At 61.3% G+C, this 26,095-nt stretch carries 24 protein-coding genes; 10 read left to right on the top strand and 14 right to left on the bottom strand.

The features are described 5' to 3' along the window. Positions 1-276: 276 nt before the first annotated feature. From BBG20_RS27295 to BBG20_RS27250, 10 genes are all read right to left on the bottom strand, one after another. Positions 277-1,122: a D-hexose-6-phosphate mutarotase gene (locus BBG20_RS27295; RefSeq protein ID WP_065909008.1), complete on the bottom strand. Its 846-nt coding sequence runs from the start codon at positions 1,120-1,122 to the stop codon at positions 277-279. Between the two features lie 151 nt (positions 1,123-1,273). Further along, positions 1,274-2,620, bottom strand: coding sequence for a carbohydrate porin (locus tag BBG20_RS27290; protein ID WP_065909006.1), 1,347 nt, complete (start codon positions 2,618-2,620; stop codon positions 1,274-1,276). An 85-nt stretch (positions 2,621-2,705) separates the two neighbouring features. Beyond that, complete coding sequence (locus BBG20_RS27285) at positions 2,706-3,866, bottom strand: ABC transporter ATP-binding protein (protein WP_065908991.1); 1,161 nt, start codon at positions 3,864-3,866, stop codon at positions 2,706-2,708. A 2-nt stretch (positions 3,867-3,868) separates the two neighbouring features. Continuing rightward, positions 3,869-4,714 (bottom strand): carbohydrate ABC transporter permease, encoded by an 846-nt coding sequence (locus BBG20_RS27280; protein ID WP_065908987.1) that lies wholly within the window; start codon positions 4,712-4,714, stop codon positions 3,869-3,871. After that, the gene (locus tag BBG20_RS27275) at positions 4,707-5,615 is read right to left on the bottom strand and encodes a carbohydrate ABC transporter permease (RefSeq protein ID WP_017253695.1); all 909 of its coding nucleotides are present in this window, start codon (positions 5,613-5,615) and stop codon (positions 4,707-4,709) included. The genes BBG20_RS27280 and BBG20_RS27275 overlap by 8 nt, the downstream gene beginning before the upstream one ends. Positions 5,616-5,779: 164 nt before the next feature. After that, on the bottom strand, positions 5,780-7,066 hold the full coding sequence (locus BBG20_RS27270; protein ID WP_065908985.1) for an ABC transporter substrate-binding protein: 1,287 nt from the start codon (positions 7,064-7,066) through the stop codon (positions 5,780-5,782). 104 nt (positions 7,067-7,170) lie between these two features. Continuing rightward, positions 7,171-8,430, bottom strand: a complete 1,260-nt coding sequence (locus BBG20_RS27265; protein ID WP_065908982.1) for a D-mannose isomerase — start codon at positions 8,428-8,430, stop codon at positions 7,171-7,173. A gap of 243 nt (positions 8,431-8,673) precedes the next feature. Continuing rightward, positions 8,674-9,519 carry an ATPase gene (locus BBG20_RS27260; protein WP_065908979.1) on the bottom strand — a complete coding sequence of 282 codons (846 nt, stop codon included), beginning with the start codon at positions 9,517-9,519 and terminating at the stop codon, positions 8,674-8,676. Between the two features lie 127 nt (positions 9,520-9,646). Then, complete coding sequence (locus BBG20_RS27255) at positions 9,647-10,645, bottom strand: NAD-dependent epimerase/dehydratase family protein (RefSeq protein WP_065908975.1); 999 nt, start codon at positions 10,643-10,645, stop codon at positions 9,647-9,649. A gap of 98 nt (positions 10,646-10,743) precedes the next feature. Beyond that, on the bottom strand, positions 10,744-11,640 hold the full coding sequence (locus BBG20_RS27250; protein WP_065908971.1) for a LysR family transcriptional regulator ArgP: 897 nt from the start codon (positions 11,638-11,640) through the stop codon (positions 10,744-10,746). Between the two features lie 99 nt (positions 11,641-11,739). On the opposite strand from BBG20_RS27250, the gene BBG20_RS27245 reads away from it, so the two are divergent. The 6 genes from BBG20_RS27245 (at position 11,740) to BBG20_RS27220 (ending at position 19,308) form a co-directional block, all read left to right on the top strand. Then, positions 11,740-12,141 carry an ACT domain-containing protein gene (locus tag BBG20_RS27245; protein WP_065908968.1) on the top strand — a complete coding sequence of 134 codons (402 nt, stop codon included), beginning with the start codon at positions 11,740-11,742 and terminating at the stop codon, positions 12,139-12,141. Positions 12,142-12,146: 5 nt separating this feature from the next. Then, positions 12,147-12,746 carry a LysE/ArgO family amino acid transporter gene (locus tag BBG20_RS27240; protein ID WP_065908966.1) on the top strand — a complete coding sequence of 200 codons (600 nt, stop codon included), beginning with the start codon at positions 12,147-12,149 and terminating at the stop codon, positions 12,744-12,746. A gap of 178 nt (positions 12,747-12,924) precedes the next feature. Further along, a complete protein-coding gene (locus tag BBG20_RS27235; protein WP_003175739.1) occupies positions 12,925-13,521 on the top strand; it encodes a superoxide dismutase in 597 nt (198 codons plus the stop codon). A gap of 582 nt (positions 13,522-14,103) precedes the next feature. Next, positions 14,104-16,155, top strand: coding sequence for a putative bifunctional diguanylate cyclase/phosphodiesterase (locus tag BBG20_RS27230; protein ID WP_065908963.1), 2,052 nt, complete (start codon positions 14,104-14,106; stop codon positions 16,153-16,155). 129 nt (positions 16,156-16,284) lie between these two features. Next, positions 16,285-17,628, top strand: coding sequence for an imelysin family protein (locus tag BBG20_RS27225; protein WP_065908960.1), 1,344 nt, complete (start codon positions 16,285-16,287; stop codon positions 17,626-17,628). 225 nt (positions 17,629-17,853) lie between these two features. Further along, positions 17,854-19,308: a TrkH family potassium uptake protein gene (locus BBG20_RS27220; RefSeq protein WP_065908958.1), complete on the top strand. Its 1,455-nt coding sequence runs from the start codon at positions 17,854-17,856 to the stop codon at positions 19,306-19,308. Here BBG20_RS27220 and BBG20_RS27215 read toward each other — a convergent pair. Next, positions 19,265-20,323 carry an AraC family transcriptional regulator gene (locus BBG20_RS27215; protein WP_065908956.1) on the bottom strand — a complete coding sequence of 353 codons (1,059 nt, stop codon included), beginning with the start codon at positions 20,321-20,323 and terminating at the stop codon, positions 19,265-19,267. The two genes, BBG20_RS27220 and BBG20_RS27215, sit on opposite strands and share 44 nt — an antisense overlap. Positions 20,324-20,483: 160 nt before the next feature. Here BBG20_RS27215 and BBG20_RS27210 point away from each other — a divergent pair, with 160 nt between their 5' ends. The 3 genes from BBG20_RS27210 to BBG20_RS27200 all read left to right on the top strand — a co-directional run bounded on the left by BBG20_RS27210 (position 20,484) and on the right by BBG20_RS27200 (position 22,639). Then, positions 20,484-20,795 carry a DUF962 domain-containing protein gene (locus BBG20_RS27210; protein ID WP_065909861.1) on the top strand — a complete coding sequence of 104 codons (312 nt, stop codon included), beginning with the start codon at positions 20,484-20,486 and terminating at the stop codon, positions 20,793-20,795. A 361-nt stretch (positions 20,796-21,156) separates the two neighbouring features. Next, positions 21,157-21,339: a hypothetical protein gene (locus BBG20_RS27205; protein WP_065908954.1), complete on the top strand. Its 183-nt coding sequence runs from the start codon at positions 21,157-21,159 to the stop codon at positions 21,337-21,339. A 103-nt stretch (positions 21,340-21,442) separates the two neighbouring features. Next, positions 21,443-22,639 carry an MFS transporter gene (locus tag BBG20_RS27200; protein ID WP_065908952.1) on the top strand — a complete coding sequence of 399 codons (1,197 nt, stop codon included), beginning with the start codon at positions 21,443-21,445 and terminating at the stop codon, positions 22,637-22,639. Here BBG20_RS27200 and arfB read toward each other — a convergent pair. The 3 genes from arfB to BBG20_RS27185 form a co-directional block, all read right to left on the bottom strand. After that, entirely contained in the window at positions 22,636-23,049 is a 414-nt protein-coding gene (gene arfB / locus BBG20_RS27195) for an alternative ribosome rescue aminoacyl-tRNA hydrolase ArfB (RefSeq protein ID WP_065908949.1), read from the bottom strand. The genes BBG20_RS27200 and arfB overlap by 4 nt on opposite strands. A gap of 12 nt (positions 23,050-23,061) precedes the next feature. Then, positions 23,062-23,745, bottom strand: coding sequence for a pentapeptide repeat-containing protein (locus tag BBG20_RS27190; protein ID WP_065908946.1), 684 nt, complete (start codon positions 23,743-23,745; stop codon positions 23,062-23,064). 105 nt (positions 23,746-23,850) lie between these two features. Next, a complete protein-coding gene (locus tag BBG20_RS27185; protein ID WP_065908943.1) occupies positions 23,851-25,272 on the bottom strand; it encodes an amino acid permease in 1,422 nt (473 codons plus the stop codon). 640 nt (positions 25,273-25,912) lie between these two features. Between BBG20_RS27185 and BBG20_RS32990 the strand changes: the two genes are divergently transcribed. Then, on the top strand, positions 25,913-26,050 hold the full coding sequence (locus BBG20_RS32990; RefSeq protein ID WP_003175756.1) for a hypothetical protein: 138 nt from the start codon (positions 25,913-25,915) through the stop codon (positions 26,048-26,050). Positions 26,051-26,095: the final 45 nt, after the last annotated feature.

The raw sequence follows: 26,095 nt of genomic DNA, 5'->3' as shown, positions 1-26,095 counted from the left end.
GGCATGTGGGACTGCTGTGGCATGTGGGCTCCTTGTGGCGAGCGGGCTTGCCCCGCGTTGGGCTGCGCAGCAGCCCCAGCAAGACCACCGCGATCCTTCAGGTAGATCAGGTTCTCAGGTTTTAGGGCCGCTTCGCGCCCCAACGCGGGTGCAAGCCCGCTCACCACAACAAGCGCGCTCACCACAAGAAGCCTGTTCACCACTACAGGCACGCTCACCTTAAAAAACCTGTTCACCACAATTAGTCAGCTCACCACAAACACACCCGCACTCACTTCAGGCCCCAGCCCTGGCCTGCAGGCTCAAATGCGCCCGCTCCCCCGGCGCCAGGCTGGCCCCGGCCATTGCCGACTCCACACACACAAACCCCGCCGCCTCATTGAAGCTCACCCCCAGCAGCGGCCGGCTGCCTGGGTGCCAGACCACGGTGTCGGCGCTGTCGCCGGTGTCGATGCACAGTTCGCGCTGCCAGGCGTGGTCCTTGAGGTGCAATTCGCCCTCGTGCTGAAACACCCGTTGGCATCCGCCCTCCACGCGCAACTCGCCCTCCTGCTGGCACACCTGGCGATTGAGTTGGTCGTAACCGTGCGCACCGTCGAGCCCAGACAGCGCTATCTCGTCGACGTGACCAATACGCCAGTAAGCATGCAAAGCATGGCTCAGCTGGCACGGCAGTTCGTCCTGATGCTCGGTGCTCAGGCGCAGTTCCAGGGTGTCGCCCAGGTGCGCGTGCAGGTCGACCTGCCAGTCGCACAACTGCAATTGCCAGTGCAGGCGCACGCCGTCGTCGTCGGTGCTGCTGTCGAGCAGTTTCCAGTCGATCAACCGCGCCCAGCCATGGGACGGCCACGCGTTCTCACTGGGATGCCGGCCATACCAGGGCCAGCACACCGGCACACCACCACGGATGGCACCGACTTGCGGCCACTTGGCCGCGCACCACAGCCAGGGCTTCTGCCCGCGCGGCTGAAAATGCAACAGCTGCGCGCCCTGGCGACTGAACACCGCCTGGCACAGCGGATGGTCGATCACCAACACGTCGCGCATCTGAAAGCGCTCCCAGGCGAACACCGGACGTTCGCGCAGGGATTTGAAAAAACGTTGCAGCGGATGCTCATGCATGTGCCACGGTCCTGAAAATCATGTCTGAAATGCGCCCTTGCCTGTAGGCGCTGGCTTGCCGGCGCCTACAGGTGCCATCTCCCAAAAAAAAGCGGATAGCCATGGCTACCCGCAAAATGCGCACAGAGAGAAGGAGCTTATCGCAACAGCGTTAGAACGTAGACTGGATTTTCAGGCCGGCTACCAACGCGTTGTCGACTTTGTCCACGCCACCCGGGTGGGCAACGTATTGCAGGTTGGGACGCACGGTCAGCCAGTTGGTCACGTGGAAGCCGTAGTTGATTTCGTAGTTGTACTCGGTGGTCCGCAGTGGCGAGTAACCGGCCTGGCTGTAGTCGGTGAAACCACCGTCTTCGTTCAGCAGCTCGGCGTTTTTCTTCACGTCACTGTTGACGTGCAGACGCGCAGCGCCAATGCCGACGTCATCTTTTGGACGCGCGTCGAATGGGCCCTTGTACACCAGCATGATCGACTGGTAGTTATCGACCAGGTTGGTTTCCTTGTCGTGGAAGGTCGCGTTGGCCGCGATGTTCAGGCCACGGGAGGCGTCGCCGTTATGGGTGGTGAGTTGCTGTTGCGCAACGAACCAGTAGCCTTTCTTGCTGCTGCGGGTACGGTACGGCTGGCCAGTAGTTGCAGCGTCGTTGCCATTGATGTCTTCACGGACATCCGGCGCATCGGCGGCGCTTTTGTAGTAACCCACACGGTATTCGCCCGGCAGGTTATTGACCTTAGGCGACCAGACCAATTCCACCGGAATCACGGTGCCCTTGGTGCCGCTGCCGCTGAGTTTGAAGCCGTTGCCGTGGTCCAGCTGCGATGGGTTCTGGTTGTAGGCACCGATTTGTGCATACAGCTCAGGCGTGATGTTGTACTTCACGCGGATCGCAGCCTGGCTGACGGGCCAGTTGTACCAGGTGTTCACATAGTTACCGACCTGGGAGCCACAGAACGACAGGTTCTGGAAGTCGCATGGGAAGGTGTTGAAGTCTTCGCCTTCACCGAAGTAACCGAGCTTCACATCCAGCTTGTTGTCGAACATCTGGTGCTGGATCCAGAACTGGGTCAGACGCACCATGTGGCCACGGCCATACACTTCTTGAGACGAACTCAAGGTGCCGGCACGCGGATCGCCAATGCGGTCATTGGAGATGTTGTAGCCATTACGATTGGTCAGTTGGATCTTGGCCTGGGTGTTATCCCAGCCCCACAGCTTTTGCAGATCCAGTGCTACGCCCAGACCGAACTGGTCAGCGTAACGGGCAGTTTTGTCGTTGTTGTAGCCACCGTGCAGGTTGCCACCGACTTCCCCTACGTAATCCGCCTTGATGTCGATACCTTGCTCGATCAGCTTGGTACGTTCACCGCCCCAATCACCGGTCATCCACTTGGAATCGGCGCTGAATGCATCGGCCGCCATCGCATTGGCGGACAATACAAGGGCTGCTGCTGCTGACAGTTGGCAGATCAGCCGAGTGTTGTTGTGCTGCTTTTTCATCCCTACATCCTCGTCTTTATTGTTATTAAACTGTTTTTATCTAACGCGGTTTACTTTTTTTAACAAAAACAACAACTTATATTTTTCATCGACCCTTGAACTGGGCCACGTTGTCGGCATGCCCCTGTGCTGGCAACGCAGCAGCAGTGCCCAGGCGCTCGCCCGTCTTGGCATCGAACAGCAATACCTTGGCCGGATCGAATTGCAGGGTCAGGGTCTCGCCCACCTGCGGCGCCACGTCGGGCGCCAGGCGGCAGCAGACCTTGGTGTCATTGAGTTGCACGAACACCAGGGTGTCCGGGCCGGTCGGCTCGGTCACCTGGACTTCGGCACGAATGCTCGAGGCAGCGTCGCCCTCGCCCGCCGCCAACATGATCTGCTCCGGACGCAAGCCCAGGATCACGTCGCGGTCTTCCAGGCCGGCATCCGTCACGTTGAGCGCCAGCTCGCAACGGGCCTGGCCGCTGTCGAGCAGGGCTACCAGGCGACCGTCCTTGCGTTGCAGGCGCAGGGGCACGAAGTTCATCGGCGGTGAACCGATGAAGCTCGCCACGAACTGGTTGGCCGGGTTGTTGTAGATCTCTTTCGGCGTGCCGAACTGCTGGATGATGCCGTCCTTCATCACCGCGACCTTGTCGCCCAGGGTCATTGCTTCGATCTGGTCGTGGGTCACGTAGACCGTGGTGGTCTTGAGGCGCTGGTGCATCAGTTTCATTTCGGTGCGCATCTCGACGCGCAGCTTGGCGTCGAGGTTGGACAGCGGTTCGTCGAACAGGTAGATCTTCGGCCGACGCGCCAGGGCACGGCCCATCGCCACGCGCTGTTGCTGGCCGCCGGACAGTTGGCCCGGCTTGCGGTTGAGCAAGTGTTCGATCTGCAGCAGCTTGGCCACGCGCGCCACTTCAGCGTCGATATCCGCCTGGGGCATCTTGCGGATTTTCAGGCCGAACTCGATGTTCTCGCGCACGCTCATGGTCGGGTACAGCGCGTAGGACTGGAACACCATGGCGATGTCGCGATCCTTGGGGCTCATGCCACTCACATCCTGGTCGCCGATCATGATCGCGCCGCCGGTGATGGTCTCAAGGCCGGCGATGCAGTTCATCAGCGTGGATTTGCCGCAACCCGAAGGGCCGACCAGGATCAGGAATTCGCCTTCCTTGATCGACAGTTCGATGTTCTTCAAGGTGTCGGGCAGGCCGGCGCCATAGGTCTTGTTTACATTGCGAAGTTCAAGCGTAGCCATGATTACCCCTTGACCGCGCCGGCCGTGAGGCCGCGCACGAAATACTTGCCTGCGATCACATAGACCAGCAGGGTCGGCAGCCCGGCGATCATCGCCGCCGCCATATCCACGTTATATTCCTTGGCCCCGGTGCTGGTGTTGACCAGGTTGTTCAGCGCCACCGTGATGGGCTGGGAGTCGCCGCTGGAGAACACCACACCGAACAGGAAGTCGTTCCAGATCTGGGTGAACTGCCAGATCAGGCAGACCATGATGATCGGGGTCGACATCGGCAGAATGATCTGACGGAAGATGGTGAAGAATCCCGCACCATCCAGGCGTGCGGCCTTGATCAGCGCATCCGGAATGCTCACGTAGTAGTTACGGAAGAACAGTGTAGTAAACGCCAATCCGTAGACCACGTGGACAAACACCAGGCCGGTGGTGGTGCTGGCCAGGCCCATCTTGCCGAGGGTGAACGACGCCGGCAGCAGCACGGTCTGGAACGGCAGGAAGCAGCCGAACAACAGCAGGCCGAAGAACAGCTGCGACCCCTTGAACCGCCAGAAGGACAGCACGTAGCCGTTCAACGCACCGATGGCGGTGGAGATCAGCACGGCAGGCACGGTGATCTTGATCGAGTTCCAGAAGTAACCGTCCACCGTGGCCCAGGCCTTGACCCAGCCGATACCGGTGACCACGGTCGGCCAGCTCAGCAGGTTGCCGGTGCTGATGTCTTCCGGGGTCTTGAAGCTGGTCAGCAGCATCACCACCAGCGGTACCAGGTACAGCAGCACGGCGAAGATCAGCACCGCGTAGATCGCGATGCGGCTCAGGCTGATGGCAGGTTTGGAAGCGAGACTAGTCATTACGCTTGGTCCTCAGCTCGGAGTAGAGGTAAGGCACGATGATCGCGAGGATCGCACCGAGCATCAGGATTGCACTGGCCGAGCCCATGCCCATCTGGCCGCGGCTGAAGGTGAACGAGTACATGAACATCGCCGGCAGGTCGGACGAGTAGCCCGGGCCGCCGGCCGTCATGGCCGCCACCAGGTCGAAGCTCTTGATCGCAATGTGCGCCAGGATCATCACCGCACTGAAGAACACCGGACGCAGGCTGGGCAGCACCACGCTCCAGTAGATGCGCGGCAGGCTCGCGCCGTCGATCTGCGCGGCACGGATGATCGATTGATCAACGCCGCGCAGGCCGGCGAGGAACATCGCCATGATGAAACCGGAGGCTTGCCACACGGCCGCGATGACCAGGCAATAGACCACGCGGTCCGGGTCGATCAGCCAGTCCAGGCGGAAACCTTCCCAGCCCCAGTCACGCAGGAGTTTGTCCAGGCCCATGCCCGGGTTGAGCAGCCATTTCCAGGCGGTACCGGTGACGATCATCGAGAGCGCCATCGGGTACAGGTAGATGGTGCGGATAAAGCCTTCGCGACGGATCTTCTGGTCGAGGAAAATCGCCAGGGTCACGCCGATCACCAGGGTGATGCCGATAAACATCCCGCCGAAAACAGCCAGGTTCTTGCTCGCTACCCACCAGCGGTCGTTGTCGAACAACCGCGCGTACTGCGCAAGGCCCGCCCATTTGTAGCTCGGCAGGAACGTGGAATTGGTGAACGAGAGTACAAACGTCCACAGGATGTAGCCGTAGAAGCCCACCAGCACGATGAACATGCTGGGCGCCAGCACCAGTTTGGGTAGCCAGCGCTGCAGTGCATCGAACGGCGAGGCTTTGCTGAACACAGCAACAGAACTCATGGGGAAATCCAATACAGGGAAAAAGGACTACAGGGTGAGTCTCTTGTCGAGCGCGGTTTGTGTGGGAGCTGGCTTGCCTGCGATAGCATCACCTCGGTGTAACCGATACACCGAGTTGCCTGCATCGCGGGCAAGCCCGACTCCCACAAAACCGCTCCCAGGCCTTACTTGGCTGACTTGATCGCAGCACCCAACTTCTTGGCGGTGTCGGCCGGGTCGGCTTTCGGGTCGTTGATGTAGTTGGTCACGACATCAAAGAACGCGCCTTGCACGGCCAGGGTAGTGGCCATGTTGTGCGCCATGCTTGGCTGCAGGCCGCCGGTCTTGGCGTCTGCCAGGAAGTCCTTGGCAGCGGTCTGGGCGCAGGAGTCGAAGCCGAGCTTGTCCATTTCATTGAGCATGTCGGTACGAACAGGGATCGAGCCCTTGTTGATGCTGAAGACTTTCTGGAAGTTTTCACCCAGCACGACTTTGGCGATGTCCTGCTGGCCGGCAGCAGTGCCTTTGTCTTTCTGCTTGAACACCGCCAGGGAGTCGATGTTGTAGGTGAAGGCCTTGTCGGTGCCTGGGAAGGCTACGCACTCATAGTCCTTGCCGGCGACTTTCTTGGCCGCGGTCCATTCGGACTTGGCCCAGTCACCCATGATCTGCATGCCGGCCTTGCCGTTGATGACCTTGCCCGCCTCCAGGTTCCAGTCCTGGCCTTTGCCGTCGACGTCCATGTAGGTCGCGACTTTCTTCAGCTCGGTCAGGGCCTTGACCATTTCCGGGCCGGTCAGGGCGCCGTTGTCGAGGTCAACCAGGGCTTTCTTGTAGCCATCGGCGCCCATCACCGACAGGACTACCGCTTCGAACACGGTGCTGTCCTGCCACGGTTGGCCACCGTGGGCGAGCGGAATGAAGCCGGCTTTCTTCAGCTTGTCGCCGGCGGCATAGAATTCTTCGAGGGTGGTCGGGTTTTTGGTGATACCGGCTTTCTTGAAGACTTCCGGGTTGATCCACAGCCAGTTCACGCGGTGGATGTTGACCGGGACGGCGACGTAGTCACCTTCGTACTTCACGGTATCCGAGACTTTCTTGTCGAGCAGCGAGTCCCACTTCTCTTCTTTGGCGACGTCTTTGAGCACGTCGGTGTCGAGCAGACCGGTGGAGGCCCATTCCTGGATATCCGGACCTTTGATCTGGGCGACGCCTGGAGGGTTGCCGGCAACCGCGCGGCTTTTCAGCACGGTCATGGCCGTGGCGCCACCGCCACCTGCAACGGCACCGTCTTTCCAGGTGAAACCGTCTTTCTCGACTTGGGCCTTCAGGACATCTACAGCCGCTTTCTCACCGCCCGAGGTCCACCAATGCACAACTTCAACCGTCCCTTTCGAGTCGGCGGCAAAAGCACTGAGGGGAAACAACGAGGCAACGGAAATAGCTACGGCGAGGCGATTAATCGCGTTCATCTGAGTACCTTTTCTTGTTGTTATGCATGCAAGTCTAGAGCTTGCGCTGCACGGAGTTTAAACATGGATGTTTTAAACGCAGGTAACAAAGGGATGGACAAATGTCACCACTTGGTGACATAGCGCCCAGCCCCGATGGCACTGGCCATGCTTGGCGCCAACGGGAGCGCAGGCAGCAATACCGCTTGCCAGGCATGGTACAGGTCCGGCTTGCCGCCCCAGATCGTGCTGCTGGGTTGGTTATGCGGGTTGAGTTCGTGGTGCCAACTGCCGTGGACACGGTCGATGAAGTGGGTTTCGCAAAATTCCCAGAAACGTCGGTACCAGATTTCGAAATGCAGTTCGCCCGTGCGCTTGAGCAAGGCCTGGGCGGCCGCGCTGGCTTCGGCGTGGGTCCAGTGCAGGCGTTCGCGCACCACCGGGCGCAGGTTCCAGTCCAGGGTGTAGACGATGCCCGGCGCGCCATCCACGGCCCAGGCATATTCGCAGGCGCTGGCGAACAGCCCCCTGGCATCGCTCACCAGCCAGTCCGGCGTGGCCAGCCCGGCCAACAGGCGTGCAGCTTCCAGGTGCAGCACCAGCCGCGCCCATTCAAAACCATGGCCGGGAGTGATGCCGTAGGGGCGGAAGCCATCGGCGGGGTTGTCTTCGTTGTAGCCGAGCAACGCTTGCCAATGCGCGTCGAAATGCTCGATGACCATGAACTGGTTGCCGGCGGCGTGGGTGTGGATAACCCGCTCGACGATGCGCAAGGCGCGGTCAAGCCAGCGGGTGTCGCCGGTGACATCGGCCAGGGCGAGAAAGGCCTCGGTGGCGTGCATGTTGCTGTTGGCGCCGCGGTAGGCTTCGACACCGCTCCAGTCCTGGGCGAAGGACTCGAGCATCACGCCCTCTTCTTCGCTCCAGAAAAACTGCTCGATGATGTGGATCGCGTCGTTCAACAAGGTCTGTGCACCCGGAGCACCGGCCACCACCGCCGAGCTGGCGGCCAGGGCGACAAACGCATGCAGGTAGGCGGCCTTGCCACGGTTGCCATCGAGGGCACCGGGCGCTGCGAACCAGCCACCGTGCTCGCTGTCGCGCAGCGGGCCGCTCAGGGCCGCGACACCGTGCTCGACGAGTTCGGCATAGCCCGGCAGGCCCTGGGCATGGGCCATGGCGAAGCTGTGGGTCATGCGCGCGGTGTTCATGGTTTCGGCGTGGGCGTTGGCCGGCAGTTGGCCGTTGTCGTCCAGGTTGCCAAAACCCTCGGGCAGGCGAGAGGCCTTGGCGAATGTCAGCAGGCGCTGGCCTTCAGCGGCAAGCCAGGCGTGATGGGCAGGTGCATTCAGCCAACTGCTGGCAGGCAGTGGTTGCGTGGTCATGGGTGGCCCTTATTGTTTTTTGTGGGATGACCGGAGTCTAAACAAGGGTGAAGGACGGGCAAGTAACGAAGGGGAAGGGAAATGTCACCAAGTGGTGACATTTACGGAGGTAGCCATCAGCCCATGCATGGACGGTGGGGACCGGGTAGCCTGCAGGGTGGCGGGTCCCTGGTGCACCGCCATCGCTGGCAAGCCCGTTCCTACAGTTTTAACCGCTTCACAACCGACCAGCCCTGGTGGTCTTTACTGGCCGAGCGGTGTGGCAGTCGCCGGCGCGTTGAGGCGCTGGTTCAGGTTCTGCACCTGGCTCTGCAGGGTGGTGATGTTGCGCGTGGTCTGGATGCGGAACACGTCGAACTCTTTATTGGTCGGCGCATCGCTGTTGGCCGGCTGATTGTCCTGGGCACTCTTGAGCACCACCAGGTCCTGCTCGATACGCGCGATGGCGGCGCTCGGGTTGCCCTGCTTTTTCAGCGCCGCGACGTCCGCAGCGAGCTCCTTGATTTCGGCATCACGCTTGCCGGCATCGCCCTGCGCCGCCTTGAGCGTCGCCACTGCGTCGGTCAGCGCTTGCACCTGGCCTTGCAGCCGGGTGTTGGCGTTGGACAGGTCGGTGGTGCTCGCGGTCATCTGTGCCAGGCGTTTGTCCAGCTCGGTGGCCTGGCCGGCCACGCCCACTTGCTGCTTGCCCTGCTCCAGCAACTGGGTTTCCAGCTGCTTGATCTGCAATTTGAGCGCTTCGCTGCCGTTGTTCACGCTGGCCTCGCTGGCCACGACCTTGCCGGAAATATCCTGCAGCCGCCCTGCGGCTTCTTCGCTGATGCGCGCAAAGCTTTCCTGGGTGGCTACCAGTTGCTGGCCCATCAATGAGATCTGCTGGAAGCTCCACCACGCCAGGCCGGCGAAGGCGATCAGCAGGGCGCCGATCAATGCCCACAACGGGCCGGTGCTGGCGCTCTTGACCTTGACCACGGGCGTGTTGCGCGAGCGCACCGAAGTGGCGGGAGTCGGTTCGAAATCATCGTCATCCCCGTGATCGGCCCGCAGGCTGGGAACGTTGTCGAAGTCGTCGTTGGCATCGTTGCGCATGAATCAACCCTGAATCGGTGAGGTGGCTAGCGGGGGAGCCGAGCGTGGGGAGTATAAACCGCAGGCCCGCCGCACTGATCGACCCGGAACCACGAATTCGGTTCCCGATGTGTTGCTGGTTGTGAGCTTACTTCAACCCCGGTTCCTGGGCCTTCCACCAGCTGCAGAACTCGTCGAGGGCAGTCCACAGGCTGACCTTGGGCTCGTAGTCCAGATAATGCCTGGCGCGGCTGATGTCGAGGGTGAAATCTTTGTTCATGACCTGCATGCCCAAGCGCGACAACGCCGGTTCCGGTCGACCCGGCCACATCGCGCAGAAGGCTTCATTGAGCGCGGCGACGCTGTAGGACAGGCCGTAGGAGCGATAACGCGTCACTTGGGGCAACTGCATTTGGCGCATGACGTAATTCACCACATCCCACACCGGCACCGGAGTGCCGTTGCTGATGTTGTAGGCCCTGCCCAACGCCGAACCGGGCGCGAGCAAACTGCCAAGCAGCGCTTCGTTGAGGTTGTGTACGCTGGTGAAATCGACCTTGTTGAGGCCGTCGCCGACGATGGCCAGGCGGTTCTTGCGCTGCATTTTCAGCAGGCGCGGGAAAATGCTCATGTCGCCGGCGCCGGTCACAAAACGCGGGCGCAGCGCGATGACTTCGAGGCCGAATTCTTGGGCACCGAAGACTTTTTGCTCCGCCAGGTATTTGGTCGCGGCATACGGATGCTTGAAGCGCTTGGGCACTTGCTCTTCGGTCAGCCCGAGATGGTCGCGCCCATCGAAGTAGATCGACGGCGAGGACAGGTGCACCAGGCGCCCGACCTGTTGCTTGAGGCACGCCTCGACCACGTTTTCCGTGACCAGCACATTGCCCTGGTGAAAATCCTGATATTTGCCCCACAGCCCGACGGCGCCGGCGCAATGCACCACGGCTTCGACATCGCGGCACAGGTCGCGCACCAGGTCGGCATCATTCAAATCACCCTGGATAAACTCGGCGCCGCGCCTGACCAGGTGTTCCACACCCTCGGCGCGTCGCCCGTTGACCCGCACGTCCAGGCCCTGCTCCAGGGCGAAACGCGCAAAGCGCCCGCCGATGAAGCCGCTTGCGCCGGTGACCAGAACTTTCATGGAGCCTCCTACGGATGCAACTGCAAGCTTCAAGCTATCAGTTGCAAATTAAATACGATCTGCAAGCTTTTCTCTTGCAGCTTGCAACTTGACGCCAGCTACTGCTGATAGGGCACCAACCATTGCCCACATGCCTGGGCCAGATGGTCAGTCAGCAGGCCCAACAGCTGCCCGCCACTGCGCCAATGATGCCAGTACAACGGCACATCAATGGGCTTATCTGGCAATAACTCCACCAGCACGCCCCGTTCCAACTGGTCGCGCACCTGCAATTCCGGCACCAGGCCCCAGCCAAGCCCGGCTTCAGTGAGGCGGATAAAGCCTTCGGACGAGGGGCATAAATGGTGTTCGAAACCGCCGTCCACACCGAGGGACGCCAGGTAGCGATGCTGCAAAAAATCATCCGGGCCAAACACCAGCGCGGGCGTGCGCGCCAACTGGTCGGCGCGTACGCCCGCAGGAAAATGCCGCGCAATAAATGCCGGGCTGGCCAACGCCCGATAGCGCATGGCACCGAGCAACAGGCTGCGCGCACCGGCCACCGGGCGCTCGCTGGCGCAGATGCAGGCGGCCACTTCGCCGGCACGCATGCGCTTGAGGCCGACGGTCTGGTCTTCCACCACCAGGTCCAGCAACAAGTGCTGCTCGGCACAAAACCCGCTGACCGCCTCGGCCCACCAGGTCGCCAGGCTGTCGGCATTCAGCGCGATGCGCAGACGTTCGGGCATGCCCTCCTCGTCCAGCGCCGGCACCTGGCTCTGCAGATCGCGCTCCAGCAGCCGCACCTGCTGCACATGGTTGAGCAGCCGCCGCCCGACATCCGTGGGCGTCGGCGGCGTGGCCCGTACCAGCACCGGCTGGCCGATGCGTGCCTCAAGCAATTTGATCCGCTGGGAAATCGCTGACTGCGACAGCCCCAGCACTTGTGCGCCGCGCTCGAAGCCGGCCTGTTCCACCACCGCCGCCAGGGCGGAGAGCAATTTATAGTCGAACATCAGTTTCTCTAATGAGCGATCAGCAATATTGGTTTTTCTTATACAGCCTGCGCCATGAGAATAGCCAGCATCGCTTCCCTCTTTATAAGGAAACCTCCCATGGCCGGCGAAACCGCCCTGGCAACACTGTTGCGCAGCATGAGCCCGCACCTGAACGAGGGTGACTACGTGTTCTGCACCTTGCCCGATCACCGCATCCCCGCGGGTTGCGAGGTGATCGGCAGCTTCCGCGAGCAGGAAGGCCTGACGCTGATCCTGGAACGCCAGCAGGCCGAAACGGCTGGATTGGCCTTCGACTATGTGGCGGCGTGGATCACCTTGAATGTGCACTCGGCGCTCGAAGCCGTGGGCCTGACTGCCGCGTTTGCCAGCGCCCTGGGCAAGGCCGGGATCAGTTGCAACGTGATCGCCGGCTACTACCACGATCACCTGTTTGTCGGCCGCGCGGATGCCGAGCGCGCCATGAATGTACTGCGCCAGTTGGCGACGGACGCGGAGTAAAGCGTATGTGGCAAAGCTATCTGAATGGCCTGTTGGTGGCGCTCGGCCTGATCATGGCGATCGGGACGCAGAACGCCTTTGTCCTCGCGCAAAGCCTGCGCCGCGAACATCACCTGCCCGTAGCAGCGCTCTGCATCGTGTGCGATGCCATCCTGGTTGCGGCCGGTGTCTTCGGCCTGGCCACGGTGCTCGCGCAAAACCCGCTGCTGCTGGCCATCGCCCGCTGGGGCGGCGCGGCATTCCTGTTGTGGTACGGCACATTGGCGCTGCGTCGGGCGTTTTCCAGGCAAAGCCTGGAGCAAGGCAATCACGTCAAGATGCGCTCGTTACGCGCGGTATTGCTCAGCGCCCTGGCCGTGACATTGCTCAACCCCCACGTGTACCTGGACACGGTGCTGCTGATCGGCTCATTGGGCGCTCAACAAACCGAACCGGGCGCCTACGTGGCCGGCGCCGCCAGTGCTTCATTCCTGTGGTTCGCCACGCTGGCACTCGGCGCGGCCTGGTTGGCGCCATGGCTGGCACGCCCGGCGACGTGGCGTCTGCTGGACCTGTTGGTGGCGGTGATGATGTTCAGCGTGGCCTACCAATTGATCAGCGCTTGAGGAATATTCCAAAACGCTCTGGAACCTCTATCCCACACAGTTGTTGCGTGGTTTTGCCGCACCCCCGGTGCTATGATCCGGACCCTGCGCCGCAAAGAGTACAAACTCCCCGGCGCTTGTTTGGCCGCCCGTGATCGGCCTTGCGCTCACCGCAACTGACCTGATTAGGAGAATCATCATGGCTTTCGAATTGCCGCCGCTGCCCTACGCACACGATGCCCTGCAGCCGCACATCTCCAAGGAAACCTTGGAATACCACCACGACAAGCACCACAACACCTATGTCGTGAACCTGAACAACCTGGTGCCTGGCACCGAGTTCGAAGGCAAGACCCTGGAAGAGATCGTCAAATCCTCTTCGGGCGGCATCTTCAACAACGCCGCTCAGGTCTGGAACCACACCTTCTACTGGAACTGCCTGGCGCCAAACGCCGGTGGCCAACCGACCGGCGCACTGGCTGAAGCCATCAACGCAGCCTTCGGTTCGTTCGACAAGTTCAAGGAAGAGTTCACCAAGACGTCCGTCGGCACCTTCGGTTCCGGTTGGGGCTGGCTGGTGAAAAAGGCTGACGGTTCCCTGGCCCTGGCCAGCACCATCGGCGCCGGCAACCCGCTGACCAACGGCGACACCCCGCTGCTGACCTGCGACGTCTGGGAACACGCCTACTACATCGACTACCGCAACGTGCGTCCAAAGTATGTGGAAGCGTTCTGGAACCTGGTCAACTGGAAGTTCGTGGCTGAGCAGTTCGAAGGCAAGACCTTCACTGCCTAAGCAACCCTTGCAGTAGAAAAAGCCCGGCCCTGTGCCGGGCTTTTTTGTGGCCGTTGGTTCAAGCGCAAGGGCAGGCAAAGCTCCATGGAACTCAACGACACGCAGTGACCACCCAGGCGGCAGGAGGAATGTCCCTCTTGATTGATGTTGGAGAGTGTAATCATGGCAATCGCAGGAGTAGGTGCAGCAGCTGCAGTTATCCCCCTGGCCACAACCCTCGCCCCGGTGGTGATAGGAGGTGGGATGCAAGCTATAGGAGTGGCAACGAGCGTAATCGCGTCGCTGTCTCAATCCATGTCAAACGCCCAGAGAGACAACCCAAACCAGGTACCAGCCGGGTAAAGGCCGCAGCGCTCGCTTCCCTGGGCTTCCAGGGAGGCGAAAAACGCAGCCCCTCCCCGTCCCCGTCACTCGCCTGATTGACCGCCTTCCATTTCCCCTCGCACCCGCCAACATCCCCCGCCCCTGGCTCCCTCAACGCCGCAAAGTACCGTCAGCCGCAATGTCCCTTTGACTGCCCTCACGGGATTGCCAATACTCATGGCATATTGAGGCCACCCGCATGGAACAAGGAATGACCCTTTGAAGCTGGAACTCAAGAACAGCTTGTCGGTGAAGTTGCTACGGGTTGTGCTGCTGTCGGCATTGATCGTGGGCGTGGCGCTGAGCGTGGCGCAGATCGTTTTCGATGCCTACAAGACGCGCCAGGCCGTGGCCGGCGATGCCCAGCGCATCCTCGACATGTTTCGCGACCCCTCGACGCAGGCCGTCTACAGCCTGGACCGCGAGATGGGCATGCAGGTCATCGAGGGGCTGTTCCAGGACGACGCGGTGCGCATGGCCTCCATCGGCCACCCCAACGAAACCATGCTGGCGGAAAAGAGCCGCGCCCTGCAGCAGGCCCCCAGCCGCTGGCTGACCGACCTGATCCTGGGCCAGGAACGCACCTTCACCACGCCCCTGGTCGGCAAAGGCCCCTACAGCGAGTATTACGGCGACCTCAGTATCACCCTCGACACCGCCACCTATGGCCAGGGGTTTATCGTCAACTCGGTGATCATCTTCATTTCCGGGGTGCTGCGCGCCCTGGCCATGGGCCTGGTGCTGTACCTGGTCTATCACTGGCTGCTGACCAAGCCGTTGTCGCGGATTATCGAACACCTGACCTCGATCAACCCCGACCGGCCCAGCGAGCACAAGATCCCCCAGCTCAAGGGCCATGAGCGCAACGAACTGGGGCTGTGGATCAATACCGCCAACCAATTGCTCGAATCCATCGAACGCAATACCCACCTGCGCCATGAAGCGGAAAGCAGCCTGCTGCGCATGGCCCAGTACGACTTCCTCACCGGCCTGCCGAATCGCCAGAAACTGCAGGAGCAACTGGACAAAATCCTGATCGACGCCGGTCGTCGCCAACGCCGCGTGGCGGTGTTGTGCGTGGGCCTCGATGACTTCAAAAGCATCAACGAACAGTTCACCTATCAGGCCGGCGACAAATTGCTGCTGGCCCTGGCCGACCGCCTGCGCGCCCACAGCGGCCGACTCGGTGCCCTGGCCCGCCTGGGTGGCGACCAGTTCGCACTGGTGCAGGCCGATATCGACCAGCCCTACGAAGCCGCGGAGCTGGCGCAAAGTATCCTCGATGACCTGGAGGCGGAATTCGCCCTCGATCACGAGGAAATCCGCCTGCGCGCCACCATCGGTATCACGTTGTTCCCGGAAGATGGCGACAGCACCGAGAAGTTACTGCAGAAAGCCGAACAGACCATGACCCTGGCCAAGAGCCGTTCGCGCAACCGCTATCAGTTCTATATCGCCAGCGTCGACAGTGAAATGCGCCGCCGCCGCGAGCTGGAGAAAGACCTGCGCGACGCCCTCAGTCGCGACCAGTTTCACCTGGTGTACCAGCCGCAGATCAGCTACCGCGACCACCGCGTGGTCGGCGTGGAAGCACTGATCCGCTGGCAACACCCGGAACACGGCCTGGTCCCGCCCGACCTGTTTATCCCGCTGGCGGAGCAGAACGGCACCATCATCCCGATTGGTGAATGGGTGCTGGACCAGGCCTGCCGCCAGTTGCGCGAATGGCACGACCTGGGCTTTGTCGGCCTGCGCATGGCGGTCAACCTGTCCACCGTGCAGTTGCACCACGCCGAGCTGCCACGGGTGGTCAACAACCTGATGCAGATCTACCGCCTTCCGCCGCGCAGCCTGGAACTGGAAGTCACCGAGACCGGCCTGATGGAAGACATCAGCACTGCCGCCCAGCACTTGCTGAGCCTGCGCCGTTCCGGGGCGTTGATTGCGATCGATGACTTCGGCACCGGCTATTCATCCCTGAGCTACCTCAAGAGCCTGCCGCTGGATAAAATCAAGATCGACAAGAGCTTCGTCCAGGACCTGCTGGACGATGACGACGATGCCACCATCGTGCGGGCCATCATCCAGTTGGGCAAAAGCCTGGGCATGCAAGTGATCGCCGAAGGCGTGGAAACCGCTGAGCAGGAGGCCTACATCATCTCCGAAGGCTGTCATGAAGGTCAGGGCTATCACTACAGCAAACCCTTGCAGGCCCGGGAGTTGGCGGCTTTTTTGAAGCAGTCCGAGCGTAATAGCGAAGTGATTCTCTGAGCGCTCGAATCGATACTAAATATTTCCCTCGTATAACCCTTTACACAAAATGCAAATCTTTCGCATTATGTCGCAGCTTTTTTGCGCTCCCCCGCGCGCCCTATCAACAACCGAAGCAGGATGTTCGCCATGATTCGTATGCCCCTGGCCACCGCCAGTCTGCTGGCCATTGCCATTTCTCTCGCCGGTTGCGGCGAAGGTAAAGACAAGGCCGCAGCGCCCCAGGCGCCGACCCCGGCTGCCAGCACTACCGCTCCAGCGGCTGCCACCCCTGCCGGCCAGGTCGATGAAGCGGCCGCCAAGGCCGTGGTCGCGCATTACGCAGACATGGTGTTCGCGGTCTACAGCGATGCCGAGTCCACTGCGAAAACCCTGCAAACCGCCATCGACGCCTTCCTCGCCAAGCCGAACGCCGACACGCTGAAAGCCGCGCGCGACGCCTGGATCGCCGCCCGCGTGCCGTACCTGCAGAGCGAAGTGTTCCGCTTCGGCAACACCATCATTGATGACTGGGAAGGCCAGGTGAACGCATGGCCGCTGGACGAAGGCCTGATCGACTACGTCGACAAATCCTACGAACACGCCCTGGGTAACCCGGGTGCGACTGCCAACATCATCGCCAACACCGAGATCCAGGTCGGCGAAGACAAGGTCGACGTGAAGGACATCACTCCGGAAAAACTCGCCAGCCTCAATGAGCTGGGCGGTTCCGAAGCCAACGTCGCCACCGGCTACCACGCCATCGAATTCCTGCTCTGGGGACAGGACCTGAACGGCACCGGCCCTGGCGCCGGCAACCGTCCTGCCTCGGACTACCTGACAGGTGACGGCGCCACCGGCGGCCACAACGAGCGTCGCCGCGCCTACCTGAGCGCCGTGACCCAACTGCTGGTGAGCGACCTGGAAGAAATGGTCGGCAACTGGAAACCCAACATCGAAGACAACTACCGCGCCACCCTGGAGGCAGAACCTGCCACCGACGGCCTGCGCAAAATGTTGTTCGGCATGGGCAGCCTGTCCCTGGGCGAGCTGGCCGGTGAACGCATGAAGGTTTCGCTGGAAGCCAACTCGCCGGAAGACGAGCAAGATTGCTTCAGCGATAACACCCACAACTCGCATTTCTACGACGCCAAGGGCATCCGCAACGTCTACCTGGGCGAGTACACCCGCGTCGATGGCACCAAGCTGACCGGCGCCAGCCTGTCGTCCCTGGTGGCCAAGGCTGATCCAGCTGCCGACACCGCCCTGAAGGCTGACCTGGCGGCGACCGAAGCGAAGATCCAGGTCATGGTTGACCACGCCAAAAACGGCGAGCACTACGACCAACTGATCGCCGCTGGCAACGAAGCCGGCAACAAGATCGTGCGTGAAGCGATCGCCGCACTGGTCAAGCAGACCGGTTCGATTGAAGCAGCCGCAGGCAAGCTGGGTATCAGCGACCTGAACCCGGATAACGCTGATCACGAGTTCTGATCAGTGCGGCGGTGAAAAAGGCGACCTTCGGGTCGCCTTTTTTATACCCGTGTGGGAGCTGGCTTGCCTGCGATAGCGGTGGATCAGTCCTACCTTATCAACTGATACACCACTATCGCAGGCAAGCCAGCGCCCACCGCTGAACCGCGTTGCGGCGCGTACCCCGGTTTACATGCACTGCACCGCAGGTAGAATGGCGCCACCCTCAACCCCCGAGCGAACTTCATGGCGTTGCCGACCCTACGCATCATCGGTTTCATCATCGGCATCTTCCTGATCACCCTCGCGATCGCCATGGTCGTGCCAATGGCCACCCTGGTGATCTTCGAACGCACCAGTGACCTGCCCTCGTTCCTCTGGGCCAGCCTGATCACCTTTATTGCCGGTTTGGCCCTGGTGATTCCCGGCCGCCCCGAACATGTGCACCTGCGCCCGCGCGACATGTACTTGCTCACGGTCAGCAGTTGGGTGGTGGTGTGCGTGTTCGCCGCGCTGCCGTTTCTGCTGACCCAGCACATCAGCTACACCGACTCGTTCTTCGAAAGCATGTCCGGCATCACCGCCACCGGTTCCACCGTGCTGAGCGGGCTGGACACCATGTCACCGGGCATCCTGATGTGGCGCTCACTGCTGCACTGGCTCGGCGGCATCGGCTTTATCGGCATGGCGGTGGCGATCCTGCCGCTGCTGCGTATCGGCGGCATGCGCCTGTTCCAGACCGAATCCTCGGACCGCTCGGAAAAAGTCATGCCCCGCTCGCACATGGTGGCGCGGCTGATCGTGGCGGCGTATGTGGGCATCACCATCCTTGGCAGCCTGGCGTTCTGGTGGGCCGGCATGGGCCTGTTCGACGCGATCAACCATGCGATGTCGGCGATTTCCACCGGTGGATTCTCCACCTCCGACGAATCCCTGGCCCACTGGAAACAGCCCGCGGTGCACTGGGTCGCGGTGGTGGTGATGATCCTCGGCAGCCTGCCGTTCACCCTGTACGTGGCGACCCTGCGCGGCAACCGCCGTGCGTTGATCAAGGACCAGCAGGTGCAAGGCCTGCTCGGTTTGCTGGTGGTGACCTGGCTGGTGCTCGGCACCTGGTACTGGTGGACCACCGACTTGCATTGGCTTGATGCACTGCGCCATGTGGCGGTGAACGTCACCTCGGTGGTCACCACCACCGGCTTTGCACTGGGGGACTACAGCATTTGGGGCAACTTCTCGCTGATGCTGTTCTTCTACCTGGGATTTGTCGGCGGCTGCTCCGGCTCCACGGCGGGCGGGATCAAGATCTTCCGCTTCCAGGTCGCCTACATCCTGCTCAAGGCCAACTTGAACCAGCTGATTCACCCACGGGCGGTGATCAAGCAGAAGTACAACGGCCACCGCCTCGACGAAGAAATCGTGCGTTCGATCCTGACGTTCTCGTTTTTCTTCGCTATCACCATCTGCGCCATCGCCCTGGCCTTGTCGCTGCTGGGCCTGGACTGGATGACGGCGCTGACCGGCGCGGCCAGCACCGTGTCCGGCGTCGGCCCGGGGCTGGGCGAGACCATCGGGCCGGCGGGCAATTTCGCCAGCCTGCCGGATGCGGCCAAGTGGATCCTGTCGCTGGGCATGCTGCTGGGCCGACTGGAGATCATTACAGTCTTTGTTCTGTGCATTCCGGCATTTTGGCGTCACTGACCGTCGACGCATCCTGCAACCGCGCCCGGTATTCGCCGGGCGTGGCATCGAACCAGCGGCGAAACGCGCGAAAGAAGTTGCTCGGGTCGGCAAACCCCAGCAGGTAGGCGATTTCCAGCAGGGTCATGCTCGGCTGTGCGAGGTACTGCTCGGCCAATTCGCGACGGGTGTCATCGAGCAGGGTCTGGAAACTGGTGCCCTCTTCCTGCAAGCGCCGCTGCAACGTGCGCTGGGACAGGTGCAGGGTCTGGGCCACCACTTCACGCTTGGGCTCGCCCTGTGGCAACAGGCGGCACAGCACCTGACGCGCCTTGTGCGTCACACGGCTTTCCGAGAAACGCGCCAGGTACTCACCGGCAAACCGATCGTGCAGCAGCGCCATGGCCTCGTTGGCCGTGGGCAGCGGCGCGTCCATGTCGGCGCGTTCGAAGATCAGCGCGTCATACGGCGCATTGAATTCCAGCGGGGCATGGAACGCTTGTTTGTAGGGCGCCAGGTCCACCGGTTGATCGCCTTGCAGCAGCACCTTGCGCGGTTGCAGGGTGCGCCCGGTCAGCCAGCCACACAGCGCCAGGGCACTCGCCAGCGAGGCTTCGGCGCTTTGCCGGGTGGGCGGCAGGTGATCGCCATGCACGGTGAGGATCAGCGCGTAACCTTCGGGGAGCAGGCGGAAACTGAGGTCGGCGCTTTCGGCGATGATCCGCTGGTAGCGCACCAGGCGCATAAACCCCTCGGCGAGGGTGTTGCTGGACATCAACGCATACCCGGCCACATGAAACGATGCCGGACGCACCACCTTGCCCATGTTCAGGCCAATCGCCGGGTTGCCCGAGACCTCCACCGCCCGCTGCCACAGCCGGGTCATGGAATCTTGTGGGAAGCGTGCATCGGGGTCGCTGAGCGCGGCGTAGTCCAGGCCGAGTTGCTTGAACAAGGCGCGGCAATCCAGGCCGTCGATTTCCAACGCCTTGACTATCCCCATCGCCCAGCTTGCAGAAGTTGTTCGTTCGCTCATGGCGTCTTCTTAATAAAGCAGGCTCAAACGGCAGCCAGGAAGCCAAGGATACTAAAGTGGCATCCATTGTCACTGGCTGTTACCACTGATCACTCTAGACTCAAATAAGCTCCCCGCCGAACATCTGTTGGGCGGCACAACAATCAAAGGGCCGGTCACCGTGGAAAACGTCAAGCGATTCAACAGCTTTGCCGAGTTTTACCCGTATTACCTGACTGAGCACGCCGACAGCACCTGCCGGCGCCTGCACTTTATCGGCACCACCCTGGTGATCGGCATCCTCGCGTATGCCATCGGCAGAGGCTCGTTGGGCTTGCTGCTGGCCGTGCCGATTGCCGGCTACAGCTTTGCCTGGGTCGGTCACTTCTTCTTTGAAAAGAATCGCCCGGCGACCTTCCAGCACCCGTTCTACAGCTTGCTGGGGGATTTTGTGATGTACCGCGACATGATTCTCGGCAAGGTGCCCTTCTGAGGTGTGACCCCGTGTCACTTGCGTAAAACAATGAAAGTTCGTTCATTGGTCGAGATTAAATTCTTTTTGTCATTTTCAGTGCTGTATCCTGCCAAGGCTTTTTGAGAGCGCGGAATCACCTGCGATTGAAAAAACAGACTTTGCGAGGAGCGACGACGATGCACGAGATACCTAATCTCCCCTTCCCAAGCCTGCACCCTACTGAGCAGCCAACACCGCAGCAGGCCAGCGACCAGCAGCCTGAGGCCAAAGAAGCACCACCAGTCGACAGCGAAAGCCAGGACTGACGCCGTACCAGACCGTGTGGAAAGCGCACCTTTGAGCGCTTTCCACACTGCCTGAATCACCCGAGATACCTGCCATGACCGATACCCTCCCCGACACCCCGGACGCCGCCGTACTCGACGCTGCCTTGCAGATGGTCGAAGTGTGGAACCGCCTCAGCGCGGACAAGCAAGCCAAGCTGCTCAAGCGTTTTGGCACCCAGGAAAACGCGTTGGCGGCCCTGGTCACCACGCAATTGCTGGCCCCTTCCCAAGCCTGACGCAGTGCCGACCTGACGTTTTTGCGTTTTAGCGCCCTGCGCCGGCCCAAGCCCGGTATCATTAGCCGCCTATCTTTACCTGCTGCGACAGTGGACCTCTCCCATGCCAGATACCCAGCGCCCCATGGCGGTCACGCTGCAAGTCGTTTCCATCGTGTTGTTCACCTTTATCGGCTACCTGAATATCGGCATCCCGCTGGCCGTATTGCCTGGCTATGTCCACAGTGAGCTGGGCTACGGCGCGGTCATCGCCGGCCTGGTGATCAGTGTGCAATACCTGGCCACGCTGCTGAGCCGTCCGTACGCAGGCAAAATCATCGACAACCTGGGCAGCAAGCGCGCCGTGCTGATCGGCCTGGTGGGCTGCGGCCTGAGCGGCGTGTTCATGCTGCTCGCGGCGTGGTTCTCCAGCTTGCCGGCCGTGAGCCTGGGCAGCCTGCTGATCGGCCGCCTGGTGCTGGGCAGCGCGGAAAGCCTGGTCGGCTCGGGCGCCATCGGCTGGGGCATCGGCCGCGTGGGGGCGGCGAACACGGCCAAGGTGATTTCCTGGAACGGCATCGCCAGCTACGGCGCACTGGCGGTTGGCGCACCACTGGGGGTGCTGCTGGTCAGCCACCTGGGGCTGTGGAGCATGGGCGTCAGTATCATCCTGCTGGCGGTAATCGGCCTGCTGCTGGCCTGGAACAAGGAAGCGGCGCCGATCGTGGCCGGCGTGCGCCTGCCGTTCATGAATGTGCTGGGCCGGGTCCTGCCGCACGGCTGCGCGCTGGCCTTGGGCTCGATCGGCTTTGGCACCATCGCCACCTTTATCACCCTGTATTACACCACCCAGCATTGGGATAACGCGGTGTGGGCCCTGAGCCTGTTCGGCGCCAGTTTTATCGGTGCGCGCCTGCTGTTCGGCAACTTGATCAACCGGATTGGCGGCTTTCGCGTGGCGATTGCGTGCCTGTCGGTGGAAATCCTCGGGTTGCTGCTGCTGTGGCTGGCACCGGATGCGAACTTGGCCCTGGCCGGCGCGGCGTTGAGCGGCTTCGGTTTTTCCCTGGTGTTTCCGGCGCTGGGAGTCGAGGCGGTCAATCTGGTGCCGGCGTCCAGCCGCGGGTCGGCGGTGGGGGCTTACTCGCTGTTCATCGACCTGTCGCTGGGCATCACCGGGCCGCTGGCCGGGGCGGTGGCGGCAGGTTTCGGCTTTGCATCGATCTTCCTGTTCGCCGCCCTCGCCGCCCTCGGTGGCTTGCTGCTCAGCGTGTACCTGTACCGCCAGGCGCCGAAGGCCCGCGAAGCGCGCGACGCCTAGAAGTCGACCTTGCCACGCCCGGCCTTGATACTGCCGCGCTTGGTCTTGGATTCGAGTCGACGCTTTTTCGAGCCGAGGGTCGGCTTGGTCGGGCGGCGCTTCTTCTCGACTTTGGTGGCACTGAGGATCAGCTCCACCAAACGCTCCAGCGCATCCGCGCGATTCTGCTCCTGGGTCCGGTATTGCTGGGCCTTGAGAATCAACACGCCTTCGCTGGTGATACGGCTGTCGCGCAGCGCCAGCAGCCGCTCCTTGTAGAACTCCGGCAGCGACGAGGCCGGAATATCAAAGCGCAAATGCACCGCGCTCGACACCTTGTTGACGTTCTGCCCACCGGCGCCCTGGGCGCGGATGGCGGTCAGCTCGATTTCGGCATCGGGCAGGTGCACGTTGTTGGAAATTACCAGCATCACTCAAAAACCTTAGGCAACGGACAAGCCCAACTCGGATAACAGCATCGACGCCTGGGCTTTGGAAATCACGGCGCCTTTGAACAGTTTGGCATCATTGAGGCGAAACCCGCTCAAATCCGCACCGCGCAAGTCGGCACCGGCAAAATTGGCGCCGTGGATACGGGCGTGGGCGAGGCTGCAGTCGATCAGTTCGGCCTTGCGAAAATCAGCGTCCGACAAATCGCTGTCGGAGAAGTCCAGGTTATTCAGCACGGTGCGCGCAAACGATAACCCGGACAGAAACGCGCTGTTCAGGCGGGTTTCACTGAAGCTCAGCCCCAGGGAGGCGCAATGGGTGAAGTTGGCGCCGGTCAATTTGCAGTGTTCAAAATTCGCCTGGGACAGCTTGCTGCGCTGCCAGCGGGTGTTGTTCAGGTCACAGCTGTGGAACTGCGCCTCCAACAGGTTTGCCGCCTCGAAAATCGCGTGGCCGGCCCGGCAGTTTTTCCACTGCGTGCCTTCCAGGCGCGCACCAAGGAAAGACGTCTGGACCAGGATGCAGCGTTCGAATACCCAGTGATCCAGCGACATGCGCGAGAGGTCAGCGCCACTCAGGTCGACGCCAATCAGGCGCAGAGGCCCGCCGTGCTGGTCGATCAGGTCTTCCAGCGCGTCACGCTGCAAGGCGCCGCCGTCGATATCAGTGAGTTGCATGGGGTCTGCGCTCCTGGAACGTTTAAACACGACGCGCGAGTCTACCCCGTCGGCGCCCACAAAAAACCCGGCACGCAGCCGGGTTTTCCGTTTGGGCGGGACGGCTTACTTCAACGCCGCACTCGCCGTACCCAGCGCCGCTTCGGCACTGCGCTTGTTCTTGATCCAGTAGCACACCGCCATGAACGCCACCCACACCGGGATCGCGTACACCGACACTTGGATCCCTGGAATCATCAGCATGATCACCAGGATAAACGCCACGAACGCCAGGCAAATGTAGTTGCCGTAGGGGTACCACAGCGCCTTGAACAACGGCACCTGGCCGGTGCGGTTCATGTGCTGGCGGAACTTGAAGTGCGAGAAGCTGATCATCGCCCAGTTGATCACCAGCGTGGCCACCACCAGCGACATCAGCAGTTCCAGCGCATGCTGCGGGATCAGGTAGTTCATCAGCACCGCCACCAGGGTGATCGCCGCCGATGCGAGGATCGAGCGCACCGGCACGCCGCGCTTGTCGATCTTGGCCAATGCCTTCGGCGCATCGCCCTGCTCGGCCATGCCCAGCAGCATGCGGCTGTTGCAGTAGGTGCCGCTGTTGTACACCGACAGCGCAGCGGTCAGCACCACGAAGTTGAGGATGTGCGCGGCAGTGTTGCTGCCCAGCATGGAGAACACCTGGACGAACGGGCTGCCGCTGTAGGCATCGCCAGAGGCGTTGAGGGTCGCCAGCAGGCTGTCCCATGGCGTCAGCGACAACAGCACGACCAGCGCACCGATGTAGAAGATCAGGATGCGGTAGATCACCTGATTGATTGCCTTGGGGATCACGGTGCGTGGCTGGTCGGCTTCGGCGGCGGTGAAGCCGAGCATTTCCAAGCCGCCGAAGGAGAACATGATGATTGCCATGGCCATCACCAAACCGCTGACACCATGGGGGAAGAACCCGCCGTGGTCCCACAGGTTGCTCACCGAGGCTTGCGGTCCGCCGCTGCCGCTGACCAGCAGGTAGCTGCCCAGGGCGATCATGCCGACGATGGCCACGACCTTGATGATGGCGAACCAGAACTCGGCTTCACCGAAGACTTTGACGTTGGCCAGGTTGATCAGGTTGATCAGCACGAAGAACGCCGCTGCCGAGACCCAGGTCGGGATCTCCGGCCACCAGTAGTGCACGTATTTGCCGACGGCGGTCAGCTCCGACATGCCCACCAGGATGTACAGGATCCAGCAGTTCCAGCCCGACAGGAAGCCGGCGAAACCGCCCCAGTACTTGTGGGCAAAGTGGCTGAAGGAGCCGGCGACCGGCTCTTCGACGATCATTTCGCCGAGCTGGCGCATGATCATGAAGGCAATGAAGCCGCAAATGGCGTAGCCGAGGATCATCGACGGGCCGGCGGACTTGAGCACCCCGGCCGAGCCGAGGAACAGGCCGGTGCCGATGGCGCCACCGAGGGCGATCAACTGGATATGCCGATTTTTCAGGCCGCGTTTCAGCTCGCCTGAAGAGGAATGGGGTCCACTCATGAAAAAGGTCTCACGCAAGGTTTGATGATGTTGATTGCAGGTTGCTGCCTTGAATTACCGACTCAAGCAGCGCCGCTCAAACCCCAGCGCAGGCACCAGGAGTACAGCGTCTTTCTAACGGTCATGCGTCACCTGTTTGTTTTTATCTGTGACGAAATCGAACCCGTCCGGCTCGTGGCCAGGCGGAGTGATCAGGGTAGGTAAACCCCGAGGTCTTGGCCTTTTGCGTGGTTACGCAAGGGGGGTCACAGTAAAACGCGGCGCATTGTACACCGCTCGACCGCTTGGGGCCGCCCCTCCAGCCGGCGTGCGACGATCTGTCAGGTAATCCTTACAGCGAGAAAGGGTCCAATAATGCCGCGACATTGTCGTAAATTAATCGTTACAGCATGGAAAATTCGCGTTACAGCTGTTCGGTGAAGAAAAATTGTCGATAGGAAAATTCTCCATCATCAGCATCGCCAGCTGCTTGTATTTGCTCAAGAAAAAACCAGCCCGGAAAAACAGAAGAAAAAATCCAAATGCAACGGTGTCAATAAATATTTTGCGTTCTGAAACACTCTTTCCTAGGTTCATCCCACTTGCCCAGCGAAGCCCGTTGGCAAGCCGTCCTCAAACAACGTCCTCTAGGAGATACACCATGCAAGCACTGGAAAACGACCTGGAAACCGAACTGCAACTCGACGATTGGTTTGAAGCGCCGACCCACGAGGCCGCCGTAGAGATGATGCAAGCCGACGCCGTCGTACCCTTCGGCACGGCGATGTGGCCATTCTGACACCCGGCAGGCAACCGGCAGGTGCTGTGCACGGCACCTGCTCCC

The sequence above is a fragment of the Pseudomonas aylmerensis genome, assembly GCF_001702265.1.
In the GTDB taxonomy this organism is placed as follows: domain Bacteria; phylum Pseudomonadota; class Gammaproteobacteria; order Pseudomonadales; family Pseudomonadaceae; genus Aquipseudomonas; species Aquipseudomonas aylmerensis.
The sequence above is the reverse complement of the archived record's forward strand: the minus strand, read 5'-3'. Positions and strand labels throughout refer to the sequence as shown.